Here is a 13,764-nt window from a genome sequence, read left to right as displayed (position 1 = left end):
TGAATCATGAAATCTGCAGACAACAGCGGCTGGAAGTCCAAAACTTCTCTGGAGTCACGGCCAATCCCAAAACATAAAAATAATCGGTTCAATTTATAAAATAAATATATTTTCGTGCTGCGGCATATACTGGAAGAGATGCCGTTTCTCATGGAACGGGCCCATGCTGGTGTTAAGATGGACAAGAAGGGACGGTGGGAACATCATGTTAAAGAAAAGCACTGCGGCCTTTATGATCGTCGCGGCACTGCTGTGCGGCAGTCTGCTGACCCTGGGCGTGACCGGTTATGTGCAGGTATTCGGACAAGCCGCAGGTGAAGGGCTGGCAACGGTCCTGCAGACTGCCGGACTACAGGAGAAGGAATCGAAGAAACTGGGTACCGCTCTTAGCCTGATCGAGGGCAATTATTATGAGAAGGTGGACCGGGAGAAGCTGATTGACGGTGCGGTCAACGGAATGATGGAAGCGCTGGGCGACCCGTATTCCAACTACATGGGCAAGGAGACGGCACAACGGTTCGAGGAGAGCATCGAAGGCTCCTTCTCGGGGATTGGCGCTGAGGTCTCCTCCGATAACGGCAAGGTCGTTGTAGTCTCCCCTATCAAGGGCTCACCGGCAGAGAAAGCCGGCATTCAGGCCAAGGATGTGATCCTCTCTGTTAACGGTGAATCGCTGGAAGGACTGGAGCTGAATGCGGCTGTAGCCAAAATCCGCGGTCCCAAGGGAAGCAAGGCGACCCTGAAGGTCCAACGGACCGGAACAGCAGAGCCGCTGCAATTCGTCATCACCCGTGATGATGTCAGACTGGAAACGGTCTATGCGAAGATGGAGAAGGACCATGTCGGTGTCATCGAGGTTACGCAATTCTCGCAGAACACCTCGGAGCGGTTCAAGGAAGAGCTGATGAAGCTGGAGAAGCAAGGCATGAAGGGACTCGTTATTGATGTCCGTAATGACCCGGGCGGTGTGCTGCCGGTTGTCATTGAGATGGTCGAGCAGTTCGTACCGAAGGGCAAATCCATCGTACAGGTGGAGGACAAGAACAAGCAGCGCGAGGTCAGCACTTCGAAGGGATCTAGCAAGAAGTATCCGGTAGTCGTGCTGATGAACAAAGGCAGCGCGAGCGCTTCGGAGATCATGGCCGGAGCCCTGCAGCAATCTGCCGGAGCCAAGCTGATCGGAGAGAATTCATTCGGTAAAGGAACCGTGCAGACCAGCTTCGAGGAGCAGCTCGGTGACGGAAGCCTGCTGAAGATTACGATTGCCAAGTGGCTGACGCCAGACGGCACCTGGATTCACGGTAAAGGCATTAAGCCGGATATCGCCGTAGCCCAGCCGGATTACTTCTCGGTGGCGCCGATTAACAAGAGCGTTACGCTGCAATATAATATGAACAATGCAGATGTCAAAAGTGCGCAGACTATGCTGGATGGGCTAGGCTATAAGCCGGGCCGCAAGGACGGGTACTTCGATGCCGGGACCAAAGAAGCGGTCAAGAAATTCCAGAGCGCAGCCAAGCTGAAGACGACAGGCTCGATTGATACCAAGACCGCGGAAGCGCTGGAGCTGGCGCTGATCAAGGTCATCCAAGATCCGGTGAACGACAATCAGCGGAATAAGGGGATCGAAGAAATTCAGAAGGAAATCAAGGCTGCAGCGTCGAAAAAGTAAGAAGGCTGATTCTAGCCTTCTTTTTTTCTTTTAAAGGATAAAATATGATGTCCTCTAGGCTATGAAAAGGAGTGTGCGAACCGTTGAATGTACTCCCGGAGCTGCTGACCAGCTTAGGCACAGCAGTCCTACATCTGCTGATTCAGCCCTATTACTATATCGCTATTCTATTTATTGCCCTATATTACCGCAGACAGGTAGCCCTCGAGCGGAAGCTTATTCATGTGAAGCTGCATAGCTGGGGACCGGAAACCTGGCGGACTGTGTGGACCGGTGGAGTCATGGGGCTGGTGGTCTCCCTTGCCGCAGTTGCACTGGGAGTTTCGGTGACCTATACGGCTGTTGCCTGTATTTGGGTGGTCAGCCTTGTCTTAATGCTGTTTCGGGTGCGTTACTTATGCTTTGCGTATGCCATAGGGACGCTTGGAATTGTGCAGTTTGTACTGTCGTTCTTCCCGGAGACGCTGCAGAGCGGAGCCGCCGGAACGGTTGCCGCTGCCGTGCGGGAGATGGACATCCCGGCGCTGCTGGCGCTTGCCGCGCTGCTCCACGTGGCCGAAGCGCTGCTGGCGCGCTGGCAGGGGCCCCGGCTGGCGACGCCGCTGTTCCTTGCCGGCAAGCGCGGCAAAGTGGTGGGCGGCTATCAGCTGCAGGCCTTCTGGCCGCTGCCGCTGTTCGTGCTGATTCCCGCAGGCACGGGAATCGGTGAGCTGCCGTGGCATCCGCTGCTGGGCGGGGGCCTCGGCCTGGTCTCGCTGCCGGTCATCATCGGCTTCAGCGAGATGACCCAGGGCATGCTGCCCGGACGCAAGGCGGCCCGTACGTTCGGACGGCTGCTGGTCTACAGCGCCGTCCTGCTCGGCTTAAGCCTGCTTGCGGACCTATGGAGCCCGCTGACGGTCGTCGCGGCGCTCGCGGCACTTCTGCTGCACGAAGGGTTAAGCTGGTACAGCGCTCTGGAGGAGCGCAGCCTTAGCCCCGTCTTCGTGCATCCCCCGGCCGGCCGCAAGGTGCTGGCCGTGCTGCAGGGCAGCCCCGCGCAGGAGCTGGGCATCCTGCCCGGCGAGATCTTGCTGAAGGTCAACGGGGTCCTGTTGACCAGCGCGGCGCAGCTGCATGAGGCGCTGCGCATGAACTCTGCGTTCTGCAAGCTGGAGGTACAGAACCGCGAGGGCGAGAGCAAGTATCTGCAGCGTGCGCTCTATGCCGGGGACCATCACCAGCTCGGCATCATTCTGGTGCCGGACCCGGACGGGGGCATCACCGCAGAGGCGAAGCCGTCCAGCATCTTCAGCATCATCGGGATGCGGACAGGCACCCGGCAGCGGGGAGTGCAGGCGGATCGGCTGGGCCGGGCGAAGAAGACGCCGCCAGCAGAGGCCAAGCAGGAATCTGCCGGCGTCTGACGGTAGATTATCAACGTAGTGGGTTCCCACAGCGGCTGTTGGCGCGGAAGGTTAAAGAGGTCCGTTCTTTCTGAACTAAGTTCAGGGGGGACGGGCCTTTTAAATTTATAGTTGTTAAGGGAGTGGTGTACGGTAACTGGAATGTATGTGGAAAACCGAATACAATCGGCAGCCGCTACCCCATATGTGGCAATGAACTCGAAAAACCGAACACAATGGGCATCAGGGAAGCACATGGGCTAAATGTATGTGCAAAACCGAACATAATGTGTCGCTGCTAGGATAAGTGGACAAATGTATGCGGAAATCCGAATACAATCGGTGCTGCTGCGAAGAGGGAGGGGCCCCATGCTCCGCAGCCCGTAACATTTTAAAGAAATCCTGCAAGAAGTGCAGGAAAACTGCCCAATAGAAGCGGCCTTTGCTGAAATCCTGCATGAAATGCAACAAATCCAGCGCAAAGTTGCACTAAGCACAGGAATTCCTGCAAATGATGCAACAATTTACTGCAACCCGTAACATTTTTAGAAGAATCCTGCAAAATGTGCAACAATGCGATCCATACAAGCGGTCCGTAAGAGGAAATTCTCAGAATTGGCGAGAGATAGGCGGAGCACCACCATGAAAGGAAGAAGTACTTCAGAACGTATGCGAAAACGGACTACAATGTGTGACCAAAAAGGCATACGGGCCGAATGTATGTGGAAGGAAAACCGAATGCATGAGCGGCCGCAAAGGTACATGAGCTAGAGGTACAGGTAAAAGGCCAGCGTCTATCACCTGTTAGGATGATTTTGTTCAAATATAGAATTTATAGGCTTCACGCTATAAATTATCCTTCTATTTCTCGCTGAAACGGTACCGTCCTTTAAAAGGACAGCAAAGCCGTTTCCACTTGCTCGCCTTGGATATCGCCAGCCCGCGGCTCAATGGTTCCCCTGTGTACTCTTCAGATACAGAATCGCAATCTGTGTGCGGTCGCGTACGCCGAGCTTGCTGAGGATGTCGGTAATATAGTTTTTGACGGTGCCTTCGCTCAGGAACAGCTTGGCGGCGATTTCCTTGTTGGTGAGTCCCTCTGCAATGGAGGTGACTACTGCCCGCTCGGACTTGGTCAGGCCATAGGAAGCAAGCGGCTGAGCCTCTGGAGCTTCCTGACGCGCGGAGGGCTGGAGGAAGCCCGCCAGCTTGCGGGCGATCTCGGGATGAATGAGCATATTGCCCTCATGTACGGTCTTGATGCCTTGAATAATCCGGTCCGGTGGGATGTTCTTGAGCAGATATCCGCTGGCTCCGGCGCGCAGAGCCTCAATAATATACTCGTCATCATCGAAGGTCGTCAGCATCAGGACGGCTGCGGATGGATAAGCTTCTTTGATCAGCCTTGTACCTTCCACTCCGTCACATCCCGGCATACGGATGTCCATGAGTACAACATCCGCTCCGCCGGGCAGCTCCCCCAGCAAGGTGAGGGCCTCCCGGCCATCCCCTGCGGTTCCGGCGACCTCGATACCGGCATCCAGCCCGATCAATACCTTCAGGCTCTCGCGGATAAAAGAATCGTCGTCAACAATCAATACTCTAATCATGGTTCAGCACCTCTTATCTGTGAATATACTCCCGCTGCCCGTCCCAGGCTAAGTTAATGCGTGTGTAGTGTATGATCTCCCCGGTTGGCCCCATCTCTTAGTTGGATTTTGAACACTTGCTGATCAACGAGTGGCCTCGCTGGGGACAACAGTTGGACAAACAACACTTAATTGTTCCCAATCTGCCCCACACCTCACCCCCCACTCAGCGCGGCACTCCCTCCGGCTGCCGATACACCGGCAGCCGGGTGATGACCGTGAACTGCGGCTCCAGCCGCAGCTCCAGTGTCCCGCCGACCATGGCGCAGCGCTCGCTCATGCCCTTCAGGCCCATCCCGCTGCTGCCGGGAAGACGGCCCAGCGTGTCTGCTTCGGGCAGCTTCCCGTTATTGCCGGTCTCCATCCGCACCTCATGCTCCGCATAGGTGACCTCCACCCAAACGGAGCCGGCCTGCCCGTGCCGCAGCGCATTGGTGATGGCCTCCCGGGCATTGGTGTACAGCACAACCTGAAGGCTCGGATAGAGCGGATAAGGAATTCCCTGCACCGTATAGGAGGTGGCAATGCCGGTATCGCGGCCCACTTCCTCCAGCAGCCGGTCCAGCGCATAGGCTCCTTCAAGCTGGGGAGTATGGTTAATCCGCTTCAGCGCCGCACGCATATCGTCCATACTGCCCGAGAGCTGGTCCCGGATCTGGTTCATCATCTGCAGTCCCGTTTCCGGTGCGGCAGGGAGGGTGTGGATGGCCGCTTCAGTCATCATCTTGACCCGGATCAGCCGGTGGCCGATATCATCATGCAGCTGGCGGGCGATCCGCACACGTTCTTCTGCCTGCGCAGCCCCCTCTATTTGCGTGGTGAACTGGAGTAGCCTTGCGCGGGCCTCTTCCAGCTCGAAATGCTTTTTGCGCAGCTCATCATAGAGAAATAAAGTATCGGCACGCCCGCGCCCTGCCCGGAGCAGCAGCAGATTTAAGCCGGCACACAGCAGGAAGGTAAGGTTAGTGAACACAAGCACAGCCGGAGCCGCATGAAGCAGGGCGGCATTCAGCAGGGCCAGATGAATACAGAAGAAGGTAAGGGCCGTATTCTTGGGCTGCCGCCGGGTATAGGAGATCACCGCAGACAAGGCCGGAAAAACCATCAGCGGCCCGTATTCATAACAAAGCCAGGCAGTGAGGGCCAGCTCCATGCCTCCGGTCAGTGCGGCGAGAGATCTGGATGCCCTTGCACCCAGTGTGACCAGCAGCATCAGCAGCATGAAATGCAGAGTGAACCAGTCATAGTCGGCGAATTCATAGACTTGAATCGAGAGGATCGCCGGGATTATAAGCAAACCGTAGCGCAGCAGTATCAGTTCTCTGGTCAAGTAAGTTCATCCTTTTAGATTAAAATATCTCTTATTCTTCAACATTCTTCTCAGGTATATCCATCTTAGCATAAGAGCGCTGCTCTTCAGGAGATGACTTTCGTCACCTCTGGATCATGACCTTTAGTACCTTCGGCTGTGTCCGCCCCTACTGTACAATAAGAATACGAGAATGAAGGAACAGGGGGCATCGGCAATGGCACTAGCAGTACTGAGCGATGTTGTGAAGAGATATGACGGTAAGCTGATTGTGGATCACGTGAATTTCAATATACAGGAGGGTGAGATTTTCGGCCTGCTGGGCCCGAACGGTGCCGGGAAAAGCACGACCATCAGCATGATCTGCGGGCTGCTTCAAGCCGACAGCGGCGATATTATCATCGACGGGCTGTCCGTACGGGAGCGGCCGCTTGAGGTGAAGAAGCGAATCGGGCTTGTGCCCCAGGAGCTGGCGTTATACGAGAATATGACGGCAACCGATAATGTGAGCTTTTTCGGCAGACTCTATGGGCTGCGCGGACAACTGCTGAAGGAGCGGACCCAAGAAGCGCTGGAGTTCACCGGCCTAAGCGACCGGGCGAAGGATAAACCGTCCACCTTCTCGGGAGGGATGAAAAGACGGCTGAATATCGCCTGTGCCATCATGCACCGGCCGCGCCTGATTATCATGGATGAACCCACAGTCGGCATTGATCCGCAGTCGCGCAATCATATTCTGGAATCCGTGAAGGCTTTGAATAAGATGGGGTCGTCGGTGATCTACACCAGCCATTATATGGAGGAGGTAGCTGCGATCTGTGACCGGGTGGCCATTATGGACCAGGGGCATATCATTGCCTGCGGTACGGAGAACGAGCTGCGCGAACGGGTGGCCCACGAGGAGAAAATCGTTGTGAAGGCAGCGGGCATCACCCCGGCCTTAGTGAACGAGCTGGGGCAGCATCCCCGGATCAACCGGGTAGAGGCTGTGCAGGAAGCGATAGAGCTGTATCTTCCCTCCTCGCAAAGTGCGCTCCAGGATATTCTGTTTATTTTCTCCAAGCACGAAGGGGTCATTGCCTCCCTGAATATTGAAGAGCCGGATCTGGAGACCTTGTTCCTTAGTCTGACCGGCCGGACCTTGCGGGACTAGAGAGGGGGGATAGGTGTGAATATCTGGATCATTATGGGGTTTGAGCTGCGCAGACAGCTCCGTTCACGCACATTGCTGCTTAATATGTTCCTGTTGCCGCTGGTGCTGATCTTCCTCTTGGGCGCTTCGCTCTCCGGGGTGGTCGGGGTTCAGGGGGCAGAGGAGATAAAGCCTGTGCGTGTAGCTATTGTGAATAACGGAGGCGGAGGGGCAGAGGCATCTGCTATCCTTACGGCCTTTCTGGAGACACCTGAGGTGAAGGGACTTATTATTCCTGTCCAGACGGAGAGCCGTGGAGCGGCAGAGAGCGGGCTGCGTACCGGTAAATATGCCTATGGGGTGATTGTTCCTACGGACTTTGACCAGGAGGTGCAGAGCGGCAAGAAGGCGAGCCTGGAGTTCATTCTGGGCAGGAGCCATGATGATAACCGGGTGGCCGGAACCGCCTTCGACAATCTGCTGATGGAGCTGAATTATAAGCAGGCGGCAGCCGTTACCCTTGGACCACAGGCTCTTACAGTGACTCCGGCAACTGCCAGTAAGCCGGGGGTGGTGCTGGGAGATCTGAACAATGGCGGAAAGACCTACTCGGCGGCCCAGTTCTATGCGGCGTCCATGCTGCTGATGTTCCTGATGTACAGCGGGTTGACCGTGACAGCCTCGCTTTTTAACGATAAGGAGAACCATACGCTGTTCAGAATCCATTCCATGCCGGTAAAAGACAGTCATCTGTTCATCGGCAAAATGCTCGGCGTAGGTCTGGTCAGCATCCTGCAATGTCTCACGATTATTCTGATGACTGACTGGCTGTTCGGCGTCTACTGGGGCAACCGCCCGGGACTGCTGCTGCTGTTCTGTCTGCTGATGATTGCCGCCTCAATGACGCTGGGCGTACTGATCTGCCTCTTCAGCCGGACCTCGGCGACGGCTACGAATATCATTAGTGTCCTGACTGTAGTAATGACCTTCGTCAGCGGCGGGATGGCGCCGCTTCCTGATTCATGGGTGAACAGTGCAGGTGCATTCACGCTTAACCATTGGGTGCAGCAGGCAGTCATCCGGATGATGCTGCATTCCGGTCTGGAGCAGCTTTTGCCGAATCTGTGGGTGATGTGCTTCATCAGCGCGGCATTGTTCGCAGCAGTGATTGTCTCATACCGGAAGGTGGGTTACCGTGGATAAAATATTAATTATTGCCTGGAATATGATTAGACGAAGCATTGGCACCTTCAGGGGGCTTATGGTATTCATTCTGCTTCCCGGCGTAGTGGTGGCAGCGATTATCTCGCTTACCGGAGGGATGGGGGAGGGGCCGGCAACTGTGCTATATGCCAACTCGGATACGGGGGCAGCCGGCAGACATTTGATTACGGAGCTGGAGCAGGCCGGAGAATATAAGTTCGAGCCGCGCAGAGATGAGGCCGCTTTGAAGGAAGCGACAATTAAGCAGGAGGGAACGGTGGGGGTGTTCATTCCTGCCGGATACACTGCCGCCTTAATGGCGGGGGACCCGCTGCAGATCAGCATCTATGAGCTTCGGGCAAGTGAAAGCTCAATCATGATGAAGCTGAAGATCACCGCCACTGCCGCGCAAATTGCCGAAGCAGCACGTACCGTTGCTGCCGCCAGCGGAGGAACAGGCGATATGCAGGCGCAGCTCGCTGCTGTGCTGAAGCAGTCGGAGCAGCACAACGTGGGCAGCACCCGTACCGATTATGATCTCTATCCGCGGCAGACCCTGGGCGTAGTTACAGGGATGACGCTTATGTTCCTGATGGCACTGGTGACCAGCTCCGTCTCCCAGATCACGGATGACCGCAGAGGACGTACCATGATGCGCATGTTCAGCGCTCCGGTCCGGTCTTATGAAATTGCGCTTGGCAACTTCCTGGGCAGCTTTCTTGTAGGAATGATTCAGATCCTTATCGTGCTGGTGCTGGGCAAATGGGTGCTCCGCTACGATTATGAGATGCCGCTCTTTCTCTATTTTCTGGTTCTGGCGGCCTTCATGCTGGTGTCGATGGGCATCGCCAGCACCGTTGCAGGCCTGATCCGCAATCCGCGTAATGCGGGGATGCTGAATTCGCTGATCCTTACACCGACCTGCATGCTGGGCGGCTGCTTCTGGCCCATCTCCATCATGCCGGAATATATGCAGAAGCTGGCCAACTTTACACCGCAGAAATGGGCGATACAGGCGGTGGACATTGCCGCAACCGGCGGCGGCTGGAATGAGCTGTGGCTGCCGTTTGCGATCCTGGGCCTGATGGCTGCCGTTCTACTGGCGATTGGTTCTGCCATTCTCCGTCCGAATGAAGCGGGAATCAGCACCTGAGATCGAAGCGTATTCTTGCTGGCTCTAATGTCTAAATCGGACATATTCAAATGACATGATTATGTGATATGATCGAATCAAAGCAATAAATGACAGGGGGATGCAAGGATGGGCAGCAACAAGCTGGCTTGGACCTGGAAGGTGAAAGAGGAAAACCTAGAGGAATACGTACAGATGCATCTGGACCCGTGGCCGGAGATTCTGGAGGAGCACAGCAAAGCGGGCATCCGCAATTATTCGATTTTTCAGAACGGCAACCAGTTCTTCTATTGCTTTGAATGTGATGATACGGAAGCTGCGTTCGCCTACATCGCCGGGAGTGAGGCCTGCAACCGCTGGAATGCCATCACCTCGAAGATGGTCGAGGGCTCCTTTGATTTCAACGATGCGGTTCCGATGGTGCCGCTGCGTGAAGTCTTTTATCTGAAGTAGGCTGGCTTACAGGAATGTTTATTGGAGCTATACTGGAGAGAATTGTTTGAAGTGAGCTGAATAATTCATTGTTATTAGGACGGTCACGCCGCTGCTGCTCAAGGGCATGTACCGGTGACTATTTTTTAAAGAAAATAAGACAATCTCTAAATTTGTGGACCGTGATAATCTTATATAATGGGTTGTACTCAAAAAACGATTAGAGGGGAATGAGTCCAATCCGATCTACAGCTACAACACTGGCGGCAGGCACGGTCCTGTCGCTTAGCCTGCTGCTGGGGTGCAGCAGCCAAGGTGTATCCGGCACAGTTACTCCGGCGGCAGAAACGACTCCGTCTGCCATAGCATCAGCTTCTGCGTCTCCATCGGCAACAACCGCTTCACCCACAGCCTCAGAAACTGCATCCGCAGTGGTTCCGGCAACTACAGCAGGCCTATCGAGTCCGGTCCAGCCAGAGGCTCCCGCCAACCTGGTAATTGCCGATTCCGTTAATGCTGCGGGAACCGTCCGCGCGAGGAGTGCAGCAGGGCAAGGCGAGCTGGTGATGATCGCAAGCAGCTCCGAGGAGCGGGGACATCTGGAGGCATCCAGCAATTACGGTCTCGAAGGGGAGCCGACGTATCAGGCCGATTACTCCATCATGTACCGGGCGGGGGATCAGGATCAGGTCTTGCTTAAGCTGCCCGCCTTTTTGTTTGTACGCCCATCAGACCAGGTCCTTGAGTTCGATACAGTCCGCTTCAAGGATGCAGAAGTGTATTTGCTTGCTCCCCAATACAAGTCTGGGCATGGATTAGTTGCTTACGCCTTTGCTATGGATAAAGCGAACGGAGAAGTATTTCCCTTATCCTTCAAGCAGGGGGGAATCGTACACGATACACTGGTCTACTCAGAGCTGCCGCCGTTCCCGGCCAACCAGAACGAACAGTTGGTGGTGCACTCGCCTGAGGGTGCCGGGACTGACCCGGAGCTGAAGCCACGGGTGTACGATTTGGATCTGGAGAAGCGGCTATTTATCGCGCGTTAGAGGTGATTTAAACTAACATTCAGTTCCCCGTACTCTCATACCGGGACAACCCGTAACGGAAGACCCCGTAAGCCGCAGCCGCGCTTCCGATTGCCGCGACAGGGGCGAGGAGCCACCAGCCGGACCAGCCGCTTTTGCCGAAGATATAGGTTGCCGGGTAGAAACTGATGAACGCATAGGGCAGCACTGTAGAGATGAATATGCGGATCGCCTGCGGAAATAGGGTAATCGGGTATTTGGCCAGATCGGACAGATTATGCACCATCAGCGGGAACGCATTCCCGGCATTGCGAATCCAGAAGGCCGCCGAGTTACCCATGAGATTAATCGATACCCGGATAATGACCGCAGTGACGAACAGCAGGATAAGAATGGCGGCCTTGCCCGCAGTCCAGTGGATAGGGCTGTGCACAAGCGACTGCCAGATAATCACCCCGCCGATGAGCAGATTGCCGAGACCGTTAATCCCAATCCCCGTGCAGAACACCTGAAGAACCACCGGCACCGGCCGCAGCAGATAACGGTCCAGTTCACCCGTGTTAACCAGCCTGCCCAGCCGCCAGCTGCCCTCGAAGAACAGCGAACCCGCCCCCTCTGTCAGGAAGATCATAGCGTACATGAAGGTAACCTCCCAGAACTGCCAGCCCTGAATATCCGGAATCCGGTCATAGATCACCCACAGGAATACAAATCCCAGCACCTGCGTCAATGCCGCCGAGCACATCAGGATGTAAAAGTCTTTGTTATACTCCAGAATCGCCTTAAGCTGCTGCACATACAGCCTTCTATAGAGATAGAGCATTTGCGATATTTTCATTCTGCGTCCTCCTTCAGCCTTAGCCTCCATGAATGGTCACCTGGCGGACCGCCCAGTTCCACATGGCTTTGCCTGCCATCCAGAGCGCTGCCCCCCAAAAGAGCTGAATCCCGATCAGCCTTAGGCTCTCCAACGTATCTGCCTGTTGCAAAAAGATCATCGTCGGCGTATGAATGATGGCCTGGAAGGGCAGCAGCAGTGCCAGCTTTTCCAGCCAGTCCGGGAAAAAGGCCAGCGGCACCAGCGCGCCCGACAGCAGGTTGGTAAGCGCAATCCGCGTCCAGACAATCCCCAGTGACCCTGTCGACCAGAAGCATAACAGAGCCGCCAGATAGACCACGCCGAATTTGACCAGAACCGCGCAGAGCAGACTGACCGCAAACAGCAGATAGACGATCGGCGAGTGGGGGAAGGTCACTCCGGTAAGGAAGGTGGCGAATACGATCAGCAGAACCGTACTCATCGCCCCCTCCAGCAGGCTCGCACCCAAGGTCTCGGCGAATCGGGCCGTCTGGAAATCAATCGGCTTCAGCAGGTCCATGGCGACGCTGCCGTCCAGGATTTTGCCGGAGATAGCGGTCTCGGAATACCAGGATAAGACGGAATTGGCCAGGAACGTCACCAGCAGATAGGTCTTCATCTGATCCCAGGAGTAGCCGCCCACCGCCTCGCGCCCGCCATAGATTCCCTGCCAGAGGAAGAAGATCGCGACCAGATTAATTGAGTTTGCGAGCAAATTAATGATGTAGGAGTTCCGGTAGGCCATCACATTCTGCAGGGAGCGGTTGGCAATGCTTCTGTATTTGTTAAGCCCGGCTGCTGTCATCATTCGGCTCCTGCCCCCTTGCTCCCCGGTGCTCGTTCAGATCCAGATGGCCGTCATAGACAGCCTTAATGACCTGCTCAATGTGGGTATCCTCCATGCGGAAATCGAGCACCTCCCCATGCTTCATCACCCGGCTAACCACTTCACTGGCGGTATACTCATACCGGTCAAAAGTGACCGAGAACTCCTGGCTGCTCTGCTGCGTAAGCTTCAGCCCGGGGCTCTGCTCCAGCAGCTCGTACAATTCCGGCATGGGGGAGCGTACCTGGAAGAAGATCACACGGTTTTTGGCAAAACGGGCCTTGACCTCGCTCAGCGTACCGTCATAAATAATCGCACCGTGATCGATAATGACCAGCCGCTTGCACAGGTCCTCGATGTCGCCCAAATCATGGGTCGTCAGCATCACGGTCGTCTGCTGCTCCTGGTTGATCTGCTTAATGAACCCGCGGATCTTCTCCTTCACAGATACATCAAGGCCAATCGTCGGCTCATCGAGATACAGAATCGGCGGATTATGCAGCAGGGCTGCGGCCAGATCGGCACGCATGCGCTGACCCAGCGAGAGCTTCCGCGCGGACAGGTGAATGAATTCGCTCATCCCGAGCATTTCGGTGAACAAGTCCATGTTCTTCCTGTAGAGGGCATCCGGAATCTGATAGATATCCTTCAGCAGCGAGAAGGACTCGGCAATCGGAATATCCCACCACAGCTGGGTGCGCTGCCCGAAAACTGCGCCGATCTGGGCGGCGTTTTCCATTCTTTTGCGGTACGGGTTGATTCCGTTCACCGAGATACTCCCGGAGGAAGGCATCAGAATGCCGGTCAGCATCTTGATGGTGGTCGATTTACCGGCACCATTCGGTCCCACGTAGGCCACCGTCTCCCCCGCTTCAATCCTCAGATCCAGCGGCTTGACCGCCACCTTCTCAATATGCCGGGGCAGGAACAGATGCTTCACCGCTCCCTTAAGGCCGGGCTCCTTCACTGCCTGCATAAAGGACTTGCTCAGTCCTTTGGCTTTAATCATACTCAAGCTTAACCCTCCTGTTCATTACTTTGAAAGCGTTGCCGCAGATGCCTGCGGAGAAGATTTCTGAATCCTCAGCGATCTGAAAGACGTAAGAGTAAATATATCACTGAGCCGATGTCGAAAAC

At 55.3% G+C, this 13,764-nt stretch carries 12 protein-coding genes; 7 read left to right on the top strand and 5 right to left on the bottom strand.

Annotated elements, in window-relative coordinates; genetic code table 11:
• Positions 1-205: 205 nt before the first annotated feature.
• Together ACFSX3_RS17920 and ACFSX3_RS17915 are read left to right on the top strand one after the other, a co-directional pair.
• The gene (locus ACFSX3_RS17920; RefSeq protein WP_209988768.1) at positions 206-1,672 is read left to right on the top strand and encodes a S41 family peptidase; all 1,467 of its coding nucleotides are present in this window, start codon (positions 206-208) and stop codon (positions 1,670-1,672) included.
• Positions 1,673-1,755: 83 nt separating this feature from the next.
• Positions 1,756-3,078, top strand: a complete 1,323-nt coding sequence (locus tag ACFSX3_RS17915; protein ID WP_209988766.1) for a PDZ domain-containing protein — start codon at positions 1,756-1,758, stop codon at positions 3,076-3,078.
• 926 nt (positions 3,079-4,004) lie between these two features.
• Here ACFSX3_RS17915 and ACFSX3_RS17910 read toward each other — a convergent pair.
• A complete protein-coding gene (locus ACFSX3_RS17910) occupies positions 4,005-4,667 on the bottom strand; it encodes a response regulator transcription factor (protein ID WP_209988764.1) in 663 nt (220 codons plus the stop codon).
• A gap of 205 nt (positions 4,668-4,872) precedes the next feature.
• Complete coding sequence (locus tag ACFSX3_RS17905) at positions 4,873-6,036, bottom strand: sensor histidine kinase (protein WP_209988761.1); 1,164 nt, start codon at positions 6,034-6,036, stop codon at positions 4,873-4,875.
• 196 nt (positions 6,037-6,232) lie between these two features.
• Between ACFSX3_RS17905 and ACFSX3_RS17900 the strand changes: the two genes are divergently transcribed.
• The 5 genes from ACFSX3_RS17900 (at position 6,233) to ACFSX3_RS17880 (ending at position 10,963) form a co-directional block, all read left to right on the top strand.
• Positions 6,233-7,168: an ABC transporter ATP-binding protein gene (locus ACFSX3_RS17900; protein WP_209988754.1), complete on the top strand. Its 936-nt coding sequence runs from the start codon at positions 6,233-6,235 to the stop codon at positions 7,166-7,168.
• A 15-nt stretch (positions 7,169-7,183) separates the two neighbouring features.
• The gene (locus tag ACFSX3_RS17895; protein WP_209988752.1) at positions 7,184-8,350 is read left to right on the top strand and encodes an ABC transporter permease; all 1,167 of its coding nucleotides are present in this window, start codon (positions 7,184-7,186) and stop codon (positions 8,348-8,350) included.
• Positions 8,343-9,503, top strand: a complete 1,161-nt coding sequence (locus tag ACFSX3_RS17890; protein ID WP_339220665.1) for an ABC transporter permease — start codon at positions 8,343-8,345, stop codon at positions 9,501-9,503. Before ACFSX3_RS17895 ends, ACFSX3_RS17890 begins: the two co-directional genes overlap by 8 nt.
• Before the next feature lie 108 nt (positions 9,504-9,611).
• Complete coding sequence (locus ACFSX3_RS17885) at positions 9,612-9,935, top strand: L-rhamnose mutarotase (protein ID WP_209988750.1); 324 nt, start codon at positions 9,612-9,614, stop codon at positions 9,933-9,935.
• A gap of 209 nt (positions 9,936-10,144) precedes the next feature.
• Positions 10,145-10,963: a hypothetical protein gene (locus tag ACFSX3_RS17880; protein ID WP_209988743.1), complete on the top strand. Its 819-nt coding sequence runs from the start codon at positions 10,145-10,147 to the stop codon at positions 10,961-10,963.
• 19 nt (positions 10,964-10,982) lie between these two features.
• Here ACFSX3_RS17880 and ACFSX3_RS17875 read toward each other — a convergent pair whose 3' ends face one another.
• From ACFSX3_RS17875 to ACFSX3_RS17865, 3 genes are read right to left on the bottom strand one after another with little or no spacing between them, the layout of a single operon-like run.
• A complete protein-coding gene (locus ACFSX3_RS17875) occupies positions 10,983-11,780 on the bottom strand; it encodes an ABC transporter permease (RefSeq protein ID WP_209868346.1) in 798 nt (265 codons plus the stop codon).
• Between the two features lie 19 nt (positions 11,781-11,799).
• Positions 11,800-12,609, bottom strand: a complete 810-nt coding sequence (locus ACFSX3_RS17870) for an ABC transporter permease (protein ID WP_379313096.1) — start codon at positions 12,607-12,609, stop codon at positions 11,800-11,802.
• Entirely contained in the window at positions 12,587-13,636 is a 1,050-nt protein-coding gene (locus tag ACFSX3_RS17865; protein ID WP_379258560.1) for an ABC transporter ATP-binding protein, read from the bottom strand. Before ACFSX3_RS17865 ends, ACFSX3_RS17870 begins: the two co-directional genes overlap by 23 nt.
• Positions 13,637-13,764 lie beyond the last annotated feature (128 nt).

It is taken from the genome of Paenibacillus rhizoplanae (assembly GCF_042684125.1).
In the GTDB taxonomy this organism is placed as follows: Bacteria; Bacillota; Bacilli; order Paenibacillales; family Paenibacillaceae; genus Paenibacillus_AQ; species Paenibacillus_AQ rhizoplanae.
This window is presented reverse-complemented; position numbering and strand designations above follow the sequence as displayed.